The organism is Microbacterium sp. AG157 (assembly GCF_003385695.1).
GTDB classification, from domain to species: Bacteria; Actinomycetota; Actinomycetes; order Actinomycetales; family Microbacteriaceae; genus Microbacterium; species Microbacterium testaceum.
This window is the reverse complement of the sequence record NZ_QRDK01000002.1, coordinates 45,239-60,561: the sequence shown is the minus strand read 5'-3', so window position 1 is coordinate 60,561 and position 15,323 is coordinate 45,239. Positions and strand designations below refer to the sequence as shown.

10 protein-coding genes are annotated in these 15,323 nt (G+C 70.6%); 4 read left to right on the top strand and 6 right to left on the bottom strand.

The window, feature by feature from the left end:
* Positions 1 to 81: 81 nt before the first annotated feature.
* The 4 genes from DEU35_RS06135 to DEU35_RS06120 all read right to left on the bottom strand — a co-directional run bounded on the left by DEU35_RS06135 (position 82) and on the right by DEU35_RS06120 (position 7,425).
* The gene (locus DEU35_RS06135; protein WP_180993349.1) at positions 82 to 534 is read right to left on the bottom strand and encodes an NUDIX domain-containing protein; all 453 of its coding nucleotides are present in this window, start codon (positions 532 to 534) and stop codon (positions 82 to 84) included.
* A 20-nt stretch (positions 535 to 554) separates the two neighbouring features.
* The gene (locus DEU35_RS06130; protein ID WP_116238953.1) at positions 555 to 4,814 is read right to left on the bottom strand and encodes a DUF3418 domain-containing protein; all 4,260 of its coding nucleotides are present in this window, start codon (positions 4,812 to 4,814) and stop codon (positions 555 to 557) included.
* A 140-nt stretch (positions 4,815 to 4,954) separates the two neighbouring features.
* Positions 4,955 to 6,112, bottom strand: a complete 1,158-nt coding sequence (locus tag DEU35_RS06125; RefSeq protein ID WP_181904588.1) for a glycoside hydrolase family 3 N-terminal domain-containing protein — start codon at positions 6,110 to 6,112, stop codon at positions 4,955 to 4,957.
* A gap of 59 nt (positions 6,113 to 6,171) precedes the next feature.
* Complete coding sequence (locus DEU35_RS06120) at positions 6,172 to 7,425, bottom strand: LCP family protein (protein ID WP_116238952.1); 1,254 nt, start codon at positions 7,423 to 7,425, stop codon at positions 6,172 to 6,174.
* A gap of 105 nt (positions 7,426 to 7,530) precedes the next feature.
* On the opposite strand from DEU35_RS06120, the gene DEU35_RS06115 reads away from it, so the two are divergent.
* A complete protein-coding gene (locus tag DEU35_RS06115) occupies positions 7,531 to 8,367 on the top strand; it encodes an aldo/keto reductase (protein WP_103206357.1) in 837 nt (278 codons plus the stop codon).
* Between the two features lie 19 nt (positions 8,368 to 8,386).
* Positions 8,387 to 10,204 carry a thioredoxin domain-containing protein gene (locus DEU35_RS06110; protein ID WP_116238951.1) on the top strand — a complete coding sequence of 606 codons (1,818 nt, stop codon included), beginning with the start codon at positions 8,387 to 8,389 and terminating at the stop codon, positions 10,202 to 10,204.
* A 6-nt stretch (positions 10,205 to 10,210) separates the two neighbouring features.
* On the opposite strand, the gene DEU35_RS06105 is transcribed toward DEU35_RS06110, so the two are convergent.
* Both DEU35_RS06105 and DEU35_RS06100 read right to left on the bottom strand, forming a co-directional pair.
* The gene (locus tag DEU35_RS06105) at positions 10,211 to 10,972 is read right to left on the bottom strand and encodes an AAA family ATPase (RefSeq protein ID WP_116238950.1); all 762 of its coding nucleotides are present in this window, start codon (positions 10,970 to 10,972) and stop codon (positions 10,211 to 10,213) included.
* Positions 10,973 to 11,246: 274 nt separating this feature from the next.
* Complete coding sequence (locus DEU35_RS06100) at positions 11,247 to 12,821, bottom strand: dolichyl-phosphate-mannose--protein mannosyltransferase (RefSeq protein ID WP_116238949.1); 1,575 nt, start codon at positions 12,819 to 12,821, stop codon at positions 11,247 to 11,249.
* Between the two features lie 23 nt (positions 12,822 to 12,844).
* Here DEU35_RS06100 and rsmI point away from each other — a divergent pair, with 23 nt between their 5' ends.
* Positions 12,845 to 13,663 (top strand): 16S rRNA (cytidine(1402)-2'-O)-methyltransferase, encoded by an 819-nt coding sequence (gene rsmI / locus DEU35_RS06095; protein ID WP_116238948.1) that lies wholly within the window; start codon positions 12,845 to 12,847, stop codon positions 13,661 to 13,663.
* A gap of 49 nt (positions 13,664 to 13,712) precedes the next feature.
* Positions 13,713 to 15,287 carry a methionine--tRNA ligase gene (metG, locus tag DEU35_RS06090; protein WP_116238947.1) on the top strand — a complete coding sequence of 525 codons (1,575 nt, stop codon included), beginning with the start codon at positions 13,713 to 13,715 and terminating at the stop codon, positions 15,285 to 15,287.
* The last annotated feature ends 36 nt before the right edge of the window (positions 15,288 to 15,323 follow it).

Genomic DNA, 15,323 nt, shown 5'->3' with positions numbered 1-15,323 from the left:
AGGCCGCCCGAGACCGTGCGTGAAGCGCGGCAATCGCATCTGCGTCGTCCGGTCTGGCGCGCCGAACCACCGCGGACTCATTCATAGCTTCGCGGCGTCGGCGATCACGCGGTCGATCCAATCACGGCGATCGAGAGCGGTGATCTCCTGCCGCTCGAACCACCGGAGTTCGAGAAGCTCCTCGCCGTCGGCGACGGCGTCGCCGAGCAGTTCGCAATCGTACGCGGTCGTGACGTATCCGACGCGGTCGCCGTTCGGATAGGTGACCATCATCGGCTCTCCGCCGTAGACGCCGACGATGCCGCGCACCCGGACCGATGCGCCCGTCTCTTCGCGCACTTCGCGCAGGAGCGCCTCAGAGGGCTCCTCCCCGGGTTCCACCCCGCCCCCGATGAGGCTCCAGGTGCCGCTGTGCCGGTGCCGGGCGAGGAGGAACCGTTCGCCGTCGCGGATCACCGCGGTGACCCCGGGGAGCAGGAGGAGATCGGACCCGATCCGTGAGCGGATCGAGGTCACGTAGGAGGACATCGCCATCGGGCGAGTCTAGATTCGACTCACGCGCCCTTCAGCGCCTTCGCGATGCGCTGCGGCGACACGGGCTCGGCCGTGCCGAGGCGCTGAGCGAACAGGCTCACGCGCAGTTCCTCGAGCAGCCAGCGCGTGTGCACGAGGTTCGCGGGGGCGTCCGCGGGGAGGGGCATCGACCCTCCGGCATCCACGAAGCCCGCGGCGGCGCGTTCGTATTCGGTCATGCGTTGGCGGTCGCGGCCGGGGTTGTCCGACAGGGTCTTCACCCGATCGAGCGCTCCCGTGAGGTAGCGCGGCAGGTGCTGCAGTCGCGAGAGGCCGGTGCGGGAGAGGAAGCCGGGGAAGATCAGCCCCTTCACCTGGCCGCGCACGTCGTTCAGCGCACCGAGCAGGGTGATCGACGAGGCATCCTTCATCGCGCGGTCCACCTCGCGCTGCGCGAGCAGGATCTTCGCCGCGAGAGACACGGTCTGGAAGGTGCGGTCGACCGAGAGGGAGGAGAACGCATCGCGCACCCGCTCGAAGTCCGCCTTCGTCCTCACGACGCCGCTCGGCGCCTCGCGCAGCAGCACATCGTCGGCCAGGGCGACACGCGCATCCTCGATGAGCGCCTTGGCGTTCTGGTACGGGGATGCCGCGAGCGCCAGCTTCTCGTTCGCGGTGAGGTGGTCGAGCACGTACGTGGCGGGGGAGGGGACGGCCAGCAGCATGAGACGCCGGATGCCGGCGCGGGTGTGTCGCGCGGCGTCTTCGGGTGTGGCCTCCACGCGCAGGGCGACGCTGTCGCCCTCGTCGATGAGCGCCGGGTACCCGCGCACGACGCCGCCGGCGACGGGGGTGTCGACGACCTCGGTGAGCTCGTCGATGTCCCAGCTCGTGAGCTTCGCGCGCGACGCGAACGCGGGCGATGCCTCGGCGACCTTCGCGGCAGACCGGGTGGCGGGACGCTCGCGCGTCACGGCCGACTCGACGCTCGAGCGCGCGCGGTCGGCGAGGCGGCGTTGCAGGGTCGCGAGGTCGCGGTCGCTCCCGATCGCGCGTCCACGGGCATCCACCGCGCGGAACGACGGCATCAGGTGACCGGGAACCCGCTCGAGTTCGAAATCGGCGGCGCTCACCCGCTGGTTCGCCACGCGCTGCACGAGAGCGGCGAGGGCGTCGACGAGCGTCGTCTTCGGCAAGCCGTTCGCGTGCTCGGGGCCCTTCTCGGCGAGCTCGGCCGAGAATTTCTCCGCCCAGTCGGCGGCGGGTACGACGTTGCGGCGGATGGTTTTCGGAAGGGCGCGCAGCAGCGCGGTGACCAGTTCGTCGCGCATGCCCGGGACCTGCCAGTCGAAGCCGTCGGGACGTAGCTGCGCGAGCAGCGGCAGCGGCACGACCACCGTCACGCCGTCGTCGGGCGCGCCCGGCTCGAAGCGGTACGCGAGGTTGAGCGTCTGATCGCCCTGGCGCCAGCGCGCGGGGAAGGCCCGGTCATCGCCCTGGGCGCGGTCGCCGGTGAGGTCGGACTCGCGCAGGTCGAGCAGGTGGGGCGTGCGGTTCGAGGCATCCTTCCACCACGTCTCGAACGAGCGCACATCGGTGACGTCGGCGGGGATCCGTGAGTTGTAGAACGCGAAGACCGCTTCGTCGCCGATCAGGATGTCGCGGCGGCGCTCGCGCTCCTCGATCTTCTCGAGCAGGCGGCGCTGCTCCTGGTTGCGGCGGAGGAATGCCGTGAGCCGCTTGTCGAGCACCGAGGGGTCCCACTCGCCCTCGACCAGCGCGTGGCGCACGAACATCTCGCGCGCGAGCGGCCGGTCGAAGCGGGCCAGCTGCACGCGGCGGCGGCCGACGAGTTCGACCCCGAAGAGGGTGACCTTCTCATAGGCGGCGGCGGAGCCGGCATCCTTCGACCAGTGCGGCTCGCTCAGCGATCGCTTCACCAGGTCGGGGGCAAGTTCTTCCGCCCACGCCGGGTCGACGGCGGCGACCGTCCGGGCGAACAGGCGAGAGGTCTCGACGAGCTCGGCGGCCATGACCGCCGAGGGGCGCTTCTTCTTCAACCCCGACCCGGGGAAGATTGCGAACCGCGCCCCGCGCGCGCCGATGTATTCGCCCTTGGTGGGGCGGGTGTCACCCGGAGCCTTGCGGTCTTTGGCCTGCGCCATCGTGCGCGGATCCAGGATGCCGAGGTGCGACAGCAACCCGGACAGGATCGCGCGATGAATGGCATCGCCCGCGGCGTGGCCCTCGGGGCCGTCGCCCTGGTCGGTGCTGACCGAACCGTGTCCCGATACGTGCGAGCCATGTCCCGATTTGTGTGGCCTGGAGGGGTCTGAACCAGCCATAAGTGGGACATGGTTCCTCGAACCGCGCCCGCGCCCGCCGTCACCGCGCGCCTCGCCCGCCCCGCGCTCGCCGCCGAGCGACCGCAGCTGCCGATGCACATCCATCCACTCGCGCACGCGCACGTAGTTGAGGTGCTCGCTGCGGCACAGACGCCGGAATGCGCTCGAGCCGAGTTCCGCCTGCTTCAGCTGCAGGTAGTCCCAGAGGTTGAGCAGCGACAGGAAGTCGCTGGTGGGGTCGGTGAACCGCGCGTGGAAGCGGTCGGCTTCCTCGCGTCGCTCCTCGGGCCGTTCGCGCACGTCCTGGATCGACATGCCCGACACGATCGCGAGCACCTCGGATTGCACGTCGTTACGCCGGGCCTCGATGAGCATGCGTGCGAACCGTGGGTCGATCGGCAGCCGCGCGATTTCACGACCGATCTCGGTGAGGCGGGGGCCGTCGTCTGCGCGGCGACCGCGGTCACGCCGGGACGGGTCGCCGTCGCCGCGCACGTCGCGGTTCGGTGAGGTGTCGGCCCCGCGCGCCCCCGGTGCCGGTGCCGGCAGCTTCACCGCGCCCAGCTCGACGAGCAGGTCGAATGCCGCCTTCACGCCCCGCGAGTCCGGCGGCGTCAGGAACGGGAACGCCTGGATGTCGCCGAAGCCGAGCGAGAGCATCTGCAGGATGACGGATGCCAGCGACGTCCGCAGGATCTCGGGTTCGGTGTACTCCGGGCGACGCGTGAAATCGTCCTCAGAGTAGAGCCGGATCGCCACGCCCGGCGAGGTACGGCCGGCGCGGCCCGAGCGCTGCTGCGCCGACGCCTGCGACACCGCTTCGATCGGCAGGCGCTGGATCTTCGAGCGGTTGCTGTAGCGCGAGATGCGCGCCGTCCCCGTGTCGACGACGTACCGGATGCCGGGGACGGTGAGACTCGTCTCGGCGACGTTCGTGGCGAGGATCACTCGGCGGCGCACGCCCGCGACGCTCGAACGCTCGAACACGCGGTGCTGCTCGGCGGCCGAGAGCCGCCCGTAGAGGGGGAGCACCTCGGTGGGAGAGGTGTCCTTCTGATACGCCCCTCGGATGGCATCCGCCGCGTCGCGGATCTCCGCCTCGCCGGGGAAGAAGACGAGCACGTCGCCCGGGGCCTCGCGGTCGAGCTCGCGCAGAGCGTCGACGACGGCTCCCACCTCATCGGCGTCGTCGTCGGAGCGCCCCGGCTTGGCGGCCGGGCGTGCAGAACTCCTGACTTTCTGCGAGCCGGTTGCCCCTCGCCCGCGCGATGACGGGGCGTCGGAGTCGTCGGCATCCGCAATCTCCGGAGTTTCGCCCGCGTCGCCGTCGCCGTCGACCGGCCGATACCGGATCTCGACCGGGTACGTCCGTCCCGACACCTCGATCACCGGCGCCGGCACCGGCTCGCCACCGGGCTGAGCCGGGGGAGCGGCGAAGTGGCGCGCGAAACTCTCGGGGTCGATGGTCGCCGAGGTGACGATGACCTTGAGGTCGGGGCGCTTCGGCAGGATGCGGCGGAGGTACCCGAGCAGGAAATCGATGTTGAGCGAGCGCTCGTGCGCCTCGTCGACGATGATCGTGTCGTATCGGCGGAGCAGCCGGTCGCGGTGGATCTCGTTGAGCAGGATGCCGTCGGTCACCAGGGCGACGCGCGTGTCGGCGGACACTTTGTCGGTGAAGCGCACCTTGTAGCCGACGGTCGAGCCGAGCGGCACCTGCATCTCTTCGGCGATGCGCTCCGCGATCGTGCGGGCCGCGATGCGGCGGGGCTGCGTGTGAGCGATCGAGGTGCGGCCCAGCTCGAGGCAGATCTTCGGCAGCTGCGTCGTCTTTCCCGACCCGGTCGCGCCGGCGACGATCACGACCTGGTGGTCGCGGATGGCGCGCGCGATCTCGTCCCGCGCGGCGCTGACGGGCAGCTCGGGCGGGTAGACGATGACGGGTTCGACAGACACAGCCTTTCAGCTTATCGCGGCCCCGCCCCCTCGGTCGCCTCATGCTGCTCGGTCCGCCCGCCCGCGTCGCACGCCGCCTCGCGCGAGACTCCTCGAGCCTGGTTTCGGCTCGGCGCTCGTCGGCGGGGCCGCGCAACGGCTTACGGCATCGCGGCTTTCTGCTCCACGATCCGCCGGGCTGCGGCATCCACCTTCGCGGCGAAGGCGGGGTCGCTCTGCGCGCGCGCCAGCACCGCCTGACGCATCTCGGGGTACACCGAGGGGTCAGCCGATACGAGAAGCAGGTCGACACCGGCGTCCACCGCGAGCGTCGCGCGGTCTGCGGGCGACCACGGCTGCACCTGCCGGGCGGCCGAGAGGTCGTCGACCGTGATCACCCCGTCGAAGCCGACGCGGTCGCGCAGCACGTTCACCACCGCGGGCGAGAACGCGGCGGGTGCGCCCGGGTCGATCTGCGCGTAAATGGCGGTCGACATCATGACGATGGCGTCGCCCTGCGGCAGGACGTTGTCGTAGACGCCCACATCGGCGCCGTCCGCGGTGACCGTGTCGTCTGTCACGCCCGTGCGCGTGTCGGTGTTCTCGTCGACGTGACCGAGGCCCGGGAAGTGCTTGAGGGTGGGCATCACGCCTCCGTCGCGCATGCCCGCGGCGAACGCCCCGACCTTCGCCGCGACCGTGCCCTCGTCGTAGCCGTACTCGCGCGCGAGCGCGCCGATCGGAGGATTGGATGCCGCGAACTCCGGGCTCGTGACGATGTCGGCGACGGGCGCGAGGTTCATGTTCACCCCGGCCTGCGCGAGCTGCGCGCCCCAGGCCGCGGCCGCCGACCGCAGAGCCGCGTCGGTCTGGGTCGCCTGCTCGACCGCCGAGGGAATGCGGTCGAATCCGGGGCCCTTCAGCACCTGGACGGTCCCGCCCTCTTGGTCGGTGGCCACCCAGAGTTCCGGGGCGCCCGCGGCGACGGTCGAGGTGAACTGCCCGATGAGTCCCGCGGTGGCCTCGGCTCCGGCATCCGATCTTCCGTGCAGGAAGATCCCGCCGACGTGGTCGTCGCGCACCGCCGCGAGGGTCGTGGGGTTGGCACCCTCGACCGAGGTGCCGACCATGAACATCTGCCCCACCCTGTCGGCCAGGCTCATCCCCGCGAGCGGATCGGGAGTGGCCGTCGGCGTGGGCGTGGGCGTCGCGGTGGGCGAAGCGGATGCCGAGGGCGCCGGGGCCGCGGCCGGGGCGCAGGCGGTGAGGGTCAGGGCCGCGAGCAGAAGAACGGTCGTCGAGCGCGTGGCGGTTCTCACTCGTCCATGCTCCCCGACGACGCTGGACGGTTCCCGGGTCTTGACGGAACCCGGGGCGATCAGCCGTTGCCGGCGGAGCAGGTGGCCTGGTTCGCCTTCGTCCCGCTGACGTTGCTGGGCAGTTCCACCACGCCGGGCGCGGCACTGGCGTCCGTGGCATCCGGGGCGGGGGTGCTCGCCTCGGGGGCGGGCTCGCCCGGCGCTGCGGTGGGTGCGGAGGGATCGGCGATGACGCCGCCGTTGGCCCCCTCCTGTCCGGTCAGCTGCAGGGGAGCGTTGGTGTTCAGCGCCTCCCACAGCGTTGCCGCCGACGCCTGGTCAGGGATGACACGGTTGTTGTCGGCGGGGTCGTCGACCACGGGGAACTGAACGAACGTGATGTCGCTGAACGGCACGTCTTTCAGCGTGTACGCGAGCTGGGCGATGCGGATCGGGTCGGCGAGGCTCTCGCTCGGTTCGATGTTGTTTACCGCGGTGTTGGCCAGGCCGATGAGCGTGCCCGGGTTGGAGAGCACCTCGTCGCTGCGGAGCTTGTTGATGAGGCGAGACAGGTACTGCTGCTGGTTGCCGATGCGGGCGAGGTCGCTGCCGTCACCGATGCCCTTGCGCGTGCGCAGGAACGCCAGGGCGTCATAGCCCTTGACCACGCGGGGGCCGGGCTCCCAGTCGATGCCGGCGTCGGGATCGTCGATGCCGTCGCCACCGATGCAGACCTCCACGCCGCCGATGGCGTCCGTGATGTTGACGACGTTGCCGAAGCTGACCTTCGCGGCGAACGGGATGCTCTGTCCGCTCAGTTCCGAGACGGTGTCGGCCACGCACGTGAGCCCGCCCGCCTCGTACGCGGAGTTGATCGGCGCCTTGTACGAGGCCTCCGAGACCGTCCCGTCGGGGTTCGTGCATTCCGGGATGCCGATCTGCAGGTCGCGCGGGAAGGACACGACCGTGACGCGTCGGGGATTGGCAGACACGTGCACGAGCATGTTGACGTCGTTGCGCGTCCCCTCGTTGCCGGGGTCCGAGCAGCGGGCGCCGAATGCGGCCTTGACCTGCTCGTCGCACTCATCGGTGCCGACGACGAGCACCGAGAACGGCTCGTTGTAGGCACTCAGTGCGGGCGGCTCGGCCGGGGCGTCCTTGAGGGGGACGGCGGCCTCCTGAAGCCGCTGCGACAGCGAGAAGGCGTAGAAGCCGCCCACAGCGACCGCCGCGACGAGCACGACGGTGACCGCGATCGCGACGAGCTTCGCTCCGCGGCGCCAGGTCGAGGAGGGATCACGTCGAGCGTGCCGGGTGGGGGGCTGCGGCGTCATCACGGTAGTCAACCACGCCCGGGCGCGAGACCGCGGGGCTGAGTCATCGTGACCCGCGCGTCAACCCCAAGAACGCTTCGAACCTCGGCTCCTTAGGCTCGACACATGACCGTTCCTTCAGTTCAGCTCAACGACGGAAACTCCATCCCCCAGCTCGGCTACGGCGTCTTCCTCGTGCCCGCCGACGACGCCGAGCGTGCCGTGTCCGAGGCCCTCGAGGTCGGCTACCGCCACATCGACACCGCGGCCATCTACAAGAACGAAGAGGGTGTCGGGCGTGCGATCGCCGCCAGCGGCATCCCACGTGACGAGCTCTTCGTCACCACCAAGCTCTGGAACGACCGCCACGAGGGCGACGAACCGCTCGCCGCGATCGATGAGAGTCTTCAGAAGCTCCAGCTCGACGCCGTCGACCTCTACCTGATCCACTGGCCGACGCCGAAGAACGACAACTACGTGCACGCGTGGCAGAAGATGATCGAGATCCGCGAGAGCGGCAAGGCCCGTTCGATCGGCGTCTCGAACTTCCTGGTGCCGCACCTCGACCGCATCGTCGCCGAGACCGGCGTCACCCCCGTGGTGAACCAGATCGAGCTGCACCCCGCCCTCAGCCAGCGCGAGATCGCCGCCTGGGGCCAGGAGCACGACATGCACATCGAGTCGTGGGGTCCGCTCGGCCAGGGCAAGTACGACCTGTTCGAGCTCCCCGCGGTGAAGGATGCCGCCGAGGCCCACGGCAAGTCGCCCGCCCAGGCGGTGCTGCGCTGGCACATCCAGCACGGCTTCATCGTGTTCCCCAAGTCGGTGCGGCGCGAGCGCCTCGAGGAGAACTTCGATCTGTTCGACTTCGAGCTCACCGCCGACGAGATGGCCGCGATCGACGCGGTCGACCCGGGCGACGGGTCGGGCCGCGTCGGCACCCACCCCGACGACCTCAACTGAGTCCCGCGCAACCGCGCGCATGAACCGCCTCGCGAACGCCTCGAGCCCCTACCTGCGGGCCCACGCCGACAACCCCGTCGCCTGGTTCCCCTGGGGGGCCGAGGCGTTCGCGCTCGCGGCCGAGAGAGACGTCCCCGTGATGATCTCGATCGGCTACAGCACCTGCCACTGGTGTCACGTCATGGCGCGCGAGTCGTTCCAGGATGCCGAGACCGCCGGCATCCTGAACGAGGGTTTCGTCTCGATCAAGGTCGACCGCGAAGAGCATCCCGACGTGGATGCCGCCTACCTCGACGCGGCCAGTGCCTTCACCCCTCACCTGGGGTGGCCCCTCACCGTCTTCGCGTCCCCCGAGGGGCGCGTCTTCTACGCCGGCACGTACTTTCCGCCCTCGCCCCGCCCTCCGCAGCCCTCGTTCCGTCAGGTGCTCTCCGCGGTGCGCGAGGCCTGGACCGAGCGTCGGAGCGAAGTGGATGCCACGGGCTCCTCGCTCCGCGACGCCCTGGCCGCCGCGGCCACCGCCCCGGCCGACGCTCCGCCGTCCCTCGACCAGCTCGCCGCCGCTGCGCGCACGGTCGTTGCACGCGAGGACCGCGAGTACTTCGGCTTCGCCGCGGGCCCCGCGTTCGAGACCCCGAAGTTCCCGAACACCCCGGTGCTGCGCTTCCTGCAGCACCCCGCTCTGACCGCGGATGCTCCGGATGCCGCGGACGTGGCATCCCGAGCACTCTCCGCCATGGCCCGCTCCGACCTGCACGACACGGTCGAGGGCGGCTTCTTCCGCTACGCCACGCGTCGCGACTGGAGCGTGCCGCACTACGAGCGCATGCTCACCGACAACGCCGGTCTCGTCGAGGTGGCGCTCGCCGCGGGTGACGACGCCACGGCGACCGACGCCGCCCGCTTCCTCGTCGACGTGTTGCAGCTGCCCACCGGTGGAATTGCGGCCGCCCAGGACTCGGAGTCGATCATCGACGGGGTCCGCAACGAGGGCGGGTACTACCGTGTCGCGGACCGTTCGGCACTGCAGCCCCCCGCTCTCGACGCCAAGGTCGTCACCGGCTGGAACGGTCACGCGATCGCCGCCCTCGCTGCCGCCGGAACCCGCACCGACCCGCGCTTCCTCGAAGCGTCGCGCTGGGCCGCCGGCGCCGTGCTCGAGAGCAACGTCGCCGACGACGGGACGCTCCGCCGCGCCTCGCTCGACGAGGTCCGCTCCGCAGCCCCCGCGACGCTCGAGGACTACGGGGGACTCGCGCGGGGCCTGCTCGCCCTCGCGCGCGCGACCGGCGAGGTCGCCTACGCCGCCCGCGCACGGGCGCTCGTCGACCTGTGCCTCGGCGACGACGGCATCCATCCGCCCGGGGGAGGCGACCCCGTGCTCGTCAGCCAGGGGATGCACTCGCACGCCGTCCCCACCGACGGCGCCTCGCCCTCGGGCCCGTCCGTCTTGGCCGCCGCCGCCCTCGATCTGTGGCGCCTCGGCGCGGGGGAGCGCTACCGCAGCACGGCGGAGTCCCTCGTGCAGGCCGCGGCCGACGTCGCGCTGTCGTCGCCCCTGGCGCACGGCGCGATCCTCGAGGTCGCGCTCGGTCTGGTCTCCGCTCCGCGCCAGGTGGTCGTGGTGGGCGAGACGGATGCCGAGATCGCCGACGCGGCGCGTCGGGTCGCCGCCGACGTGGTGGCCGTGGTGTCGCCCGCGCAGGCCGCCGCTTTCGCCGAGGCGGGGTTCGAGCTGTTCGAGGGCAAGGTCGCGATGGACGGCGAGGCGACGGCGTACGACTGTCGGGCGTTCACCTGCGCGTTGCCGACGACGGATGCGGCGCGGCTGGGCTGAGACCGGTCACTCCAACAGATGCCGCAGGTACCTCCCCGGCGACTCCAGGAACCCGCGCTGCAACCGCACCAGCTCCAGGTCTTCCCACGAACTCTCGCGGATGCCCCAGTCGCCGAGCTCGAGGATCGTCGCCCCCGGCAGCGCCGCGAGCACGGGGGAGTGCGTCGCGCAGATCACCTGCGTGCCGCGGGAGCGCATGCGGTCGAGCGAGGCCAACCAGCGCAGCGTCGATGAGAACGACAGCGCGGCTTCGGGCTCGTCGAGGCAGGCGAGTCCTGCGACGTAGCGGGGATGATCGAGCGTCTCGTCGAGCAGGGCGTTGAACGACTCGCCGTGGCTCATGGTGTGCAGGCTCGGGGCAGGGCCGCCGAGGTCCTCCCTCCAGCTGTAGTAGCTGTGCATCGTCTCGGCCCGCAGGAAGAACCCCCATCGCGGTGCGCGCGGGCTCCGCTCGATGCGCAGCCACTCGCCGAGGGAACTCTCGGTTCGTCTCGTTTCACCGCCGCCGTTGGTCGAGCCTCCCTCGGCAGGGAGCCCCGCGGCCTCGGCGATTCCCTCGATGAGGGTGGACTTGCCCGAGCCGTTCTCACCCACCAGAAAAGTGACGCCCGGGCCGAACTCCCAGCCATCGCGCCCGGCCACCTCGAGAAACTGCGCGACGGCGGGGACGTTCGCCGGCCACGCCGACCGATCGACCGGCGCATCGCGGAAGAGCTTCACTCGCTGCACGGGCCGCGGGTCGTGCAGCCACTCGTCTCCGCCGGCCATCGTCAATCCCGGTCTTTCGCAGATGCGGATCGGTGGAACAGATTCGGATGCCGACCGGCGCAGGATCCGATTCCCCTGCGCGTATCCGATTCCATGCGCCGTCCCCTCGCGTCTTCGACCTTCCACAGATTCGGATCCGTGCAGTGGATTCGGATGCCGAGCCCCTCACGGGACCGATTCTGTTGCATCCATCCGATTCTGATGCGCGTCCACCCGCACGCCACCTCGCGTCGACCCCACGCCCCGCTCCGCACGCCCACGGCGCGCGCCCCGATCAGATCCAGGTCGGCAGCCAATTGTGCAGGCGCCAGAACTCGTACGGCACGGGGAGTCCGACCCACACGGGGTACCAGAACGCCGAGATCACGAGGCAGAGCCCGAGGAAGGCCAGCACGACCGCCTGCCCGCTCGCTCTCGACGCGCCCTTCACCCCGCGGGCGACGTCGCGCAGGGCGAAGGTGAGCGCGAGCACCAGGAAGGGCAGCATCGCCACCGTGTAGAACTGGAAGATCGTGCGCTCGGGGTAGAGCAGCCACGGCACGTAGGTGGCGGCGAGTCCGGTCAGCACGAGGGCGTGGCGCCGCCAGTCGCGCACCATGACGAAGCGCACGAGCAGATACAGGGATGCCGCGACCCCGGCCCACCAGATGATCGGGTTCGCGATGCTCGAGATCGCCTCGGTGCACCCCGTCGGCAGGGCGCAGCCGTTGACCCCGGCCTGGTCCTGGTGCCAGTACATCGAGGTGGGACGGATGAGCAGCGGCCACTGCCAGGCGGGGCTGGCGTAGCTGTGCGGGGTGACGAGCCCGACGTGGAAGTTGTACATCTCCTGGTGGTACGCCCACAGCTGCCGGAGCGGCTCGGGGACCCACCCCCAGATCCCCGTCGCGGCGACCGGGGTGCCGCGCATCCACCCGCCGTTCGTGAACAGCCAGCCCGACCAGCTCGCCAGGTACACGACGACCGCGACCGGCACGAGCAGCACGAACGACACGAGCCCCTGGCGCGCGGCATCCATCGGCCACTGCTCGATCCCGGCGCGACGACGGGCGACGGCGTCGGTGACGACCGCGTACAGGCCGACCGCCGCGAGCACGTACAGTCCCGACCACTTCACGGCGGTGGCCGCGCCCGCGGCCGCTCCTGCGGCGACGAGCCACGGCCGCGCCCACAGCACCGGGCCCCACGTGTGTCTTCCCTCCGGGAGGGCCGTGAGGGCGGCGCGCAAGCGATCGGTGCTCCGCCGCGCGTCGAGAGCGACGAACCAGAACGTCAGCACGATGAAGAAGGTCAAGAAGATGTCGAGCAGTGAGATGCGGCTCAGCACGATGCCGAGTCCGTCGATCGCGATAAGACCGGATGCCACCGTCGCGAAGGGGATCGACCGGGTGAGCGTGCGCGCGAGCAGGTAGACGAGCAGCACGGTGGCGGTGCCGAAGACGGCGGCGGAGATGCGCCAGCCGGTGGCGGAGTCGGGTCCGAGCAGGGCCATGCCCGCACCGATCAGGATGCGACCCAGCGGCGGATGCACCACGTAGCTGCCGATGCCGGTGAAGACGTCGGTATCACCCGCCACGAAGCTGGCGTCGGCGCCGTCGGGCCAGGCCGAGGGGTAACCGAGCACCCACTGGCTCCACGAGTCCTTCACGTAATAGGTCTCGTCGAACACGAGCTGGTGCGGGTTGCCGATGTCGATCAGGCGCAGCACGGCCGCGAGAAGGGTGACGAGGGTGGGCGCGAGCCAGCGCCACAGGCGGAATCCGCGGGGGCTGGCGAGCAGGGCGTCGCGCCACCGATCGATGCGCGTCTGCTCGACGACGGGGAGCAGCGGAGGGACGGCGGTGGTCACGGCCCCCAGCCTAAGGTGGAACGGTGATCATCCTCGCGGCGACCCCCATCGGCAATCTGGGCGACGCCTCGAAGCGTCTGATCGAGGCGCTCGAGAACGCCAGCGTCGTCGCGGCAGAAGACACCCGCACCACGCAGCGTCTGCTCGCGGGCCTCGGGGTCGAGAACCGTCCGCGCCTGATCGCCCTGCACGATCACAACGAGAAGGAGCGGGCCGCCGAACTGGTCGAGCTCGCCCGCGAAGACGATCTGCTGGTTCTGAGCGACGCGGGAATGCCCACCGTCAGCGACCCCGGTTTCGGCCTGGTCGCCGCCGCTGCTGCCGCGGGGGTCACGGTCACCGCGATTCCCGGTCCGAGCGCGGTCGTCACGGCCCTGGCCGTCGCGGGCCTTCCCACCGACCGCTTCGCCTTCGAGGGCTTCCCGCGCCGCAAGCCGGGGGAGCGCCGCAAGGCCTTCGCGCAGCTCGCGTCGGAGGAGCGGACCCTCGTCTTCTTCGAGTCGCCGTCGCGCGTGGCATCCACCCTCGACGATCTCGCGACCGCGTTCGGCGCCGATCGTCCTGCCGCCGTCTGCCGCGAGCTCACCAAGCTCTACGAAGAGGTCACGCGCGGAACCCTCGCCGAGCTCGCCGCGTGGGCGGCCGAGGGCGTCCGCGGCGAGATCGCGATCGTCGTCGGCGGGGCCACCGCCCGGGAGGTGGCGTTCCCGGATGCCGTGACCCAGGTGCTCGAGATCGTCCGGGGCGGCACCCGGCTCAAAGAGGCCGCCGCCGAGGTGGCGTCGCAGACCGGCCACTCCTCGCGCGAGCTGTACCAGGCGGCGTTGGCCGTCAAACGCTGACACCTGTCACACGGTCGGCCGTGTCGGTGCCTCCCCGTAGAATCTCCAGGTGACTTCCGGCCGATCCTTCTACATCACGACGCCGATCTACTACCCCAGCGATCTGCCCCACATCGGGCACGGGTACACGACCGTCGCCGTCGACACGCTCGCCCGCTGGCATCGCCAGGCGGGGGATGACACCTGGATGCTCACGGGTACCGACGAGCACGGCCAGAAGATGCTCCGCGCCGCCGCCGCCAACGGCGTCACCCCGCAGGAGTGGGTCGACAAGCTCGTCACCGAGTCGTGGTTCCCGCTGCTCGAAACGCTCGACGTCGCCAACGACGACTTCATCCGCACGACGCAGGCGCGCCACGAGGAGCGTGTGCAGCAGTTCGTGAAGGCCCTGTTCGACCGCGGGTACATCTACGCGGGCGAGTACGAGGCGCTGTACTGCGTGGGCTGCGAGGAGTTCAAGCCCGAGGCCGAGATCGTCGACGGCACAGGGCCCTTCGAGGGGCTCAAGGTCTGCGCGATCCACTCCAAGCCCCTCGAGCTGCTGCAGGAGAAGAACTACTTCTTCAAGCTCAGCGAGTTCCAGGACCGCCTGCTCGAGCTCTACAAGACCGAGCCCGACTTCGTGCGCCCCGAGTCGGCGCGCAACGAAGTCGTCTCGTTCGTGCGCAGCGGTCTGAAAGACCTCTCGATCTCGCGTTCGGCCTTCGACTGGGGCATCACGGTTCCGTGGGACCCCTCGCACGTCATCTACGTGTGGGTCGACGCGCTGCTCAACTACGCCACCGCCGTGGGCTACGGCACCGACCCCGCCGAGTTCGAGCGTCGCTGGCCGGCATTCCACGTGGTCGGTAAAGACATCCTGCGCTTCCACGCCGTGATCTGGCCGGCCATGCTGATGGCCGCGGGCCTCGACGTGCCGCGCGGCGTCTTCGCGCACGGGTGGCTGCTCGTCGGCGGCGAGAAGATGTCGAAGTCCAAGCTCACCGGCATCGCGCCCACCGAGATCACCGACGTCTTCGGCTCCGACGCGTACCGGTTCTACTTCCTCTCGGCGATCGCGTTCGGCCAGGACGGCTCGTTCTCGTGGGAAGACCTGTCGGCGCGCTACCAGGCCGAACTCGCCAACGGCTTCGGCAACCTGGCGTCGCGCACCGTCGCGATGATCTCGAAGTACTTCGAGGGCATCGTGCCGGCCCCGGCCGCGTACACCGAGGGCGATCTGACGATTCAGAAGATCGTGGCGGATGCCGCGACCACCGCCGACGCCGCCATCGAGCGCTTCCGCATCGACGAGGCGATCGCTGCGATCTGGACGATCGTCGATGCGCTCAACGGCTACATCACCGAGAACGAGCCGTGGGCACTCGCCAAAGACGAGTCGACGCGCGAACGCCTGGGCACGGTGCTGTACACCGCGGCTGAGGGGTTGCGCGCGCTCGCGGTGCTGCTGTCGCCGGTCATGCCGGAGTCGACGTCGAAGCTGTGGGTCGCGCTCGGCGCGGCCGAGGGCCTCGGCGCTCTCGTCGAGCAGCCGATCCGCGCGGCGGGCACCTGGGGGCAGCTGCCCGCGGGGGCCACGGTCACGCCGCTCACGCCGCTGTTCCCGCGCGTCGAGCAGGCGTGACGCAGGTGCCTTCCGAGTCGGCGGCGGTCCCCGAGC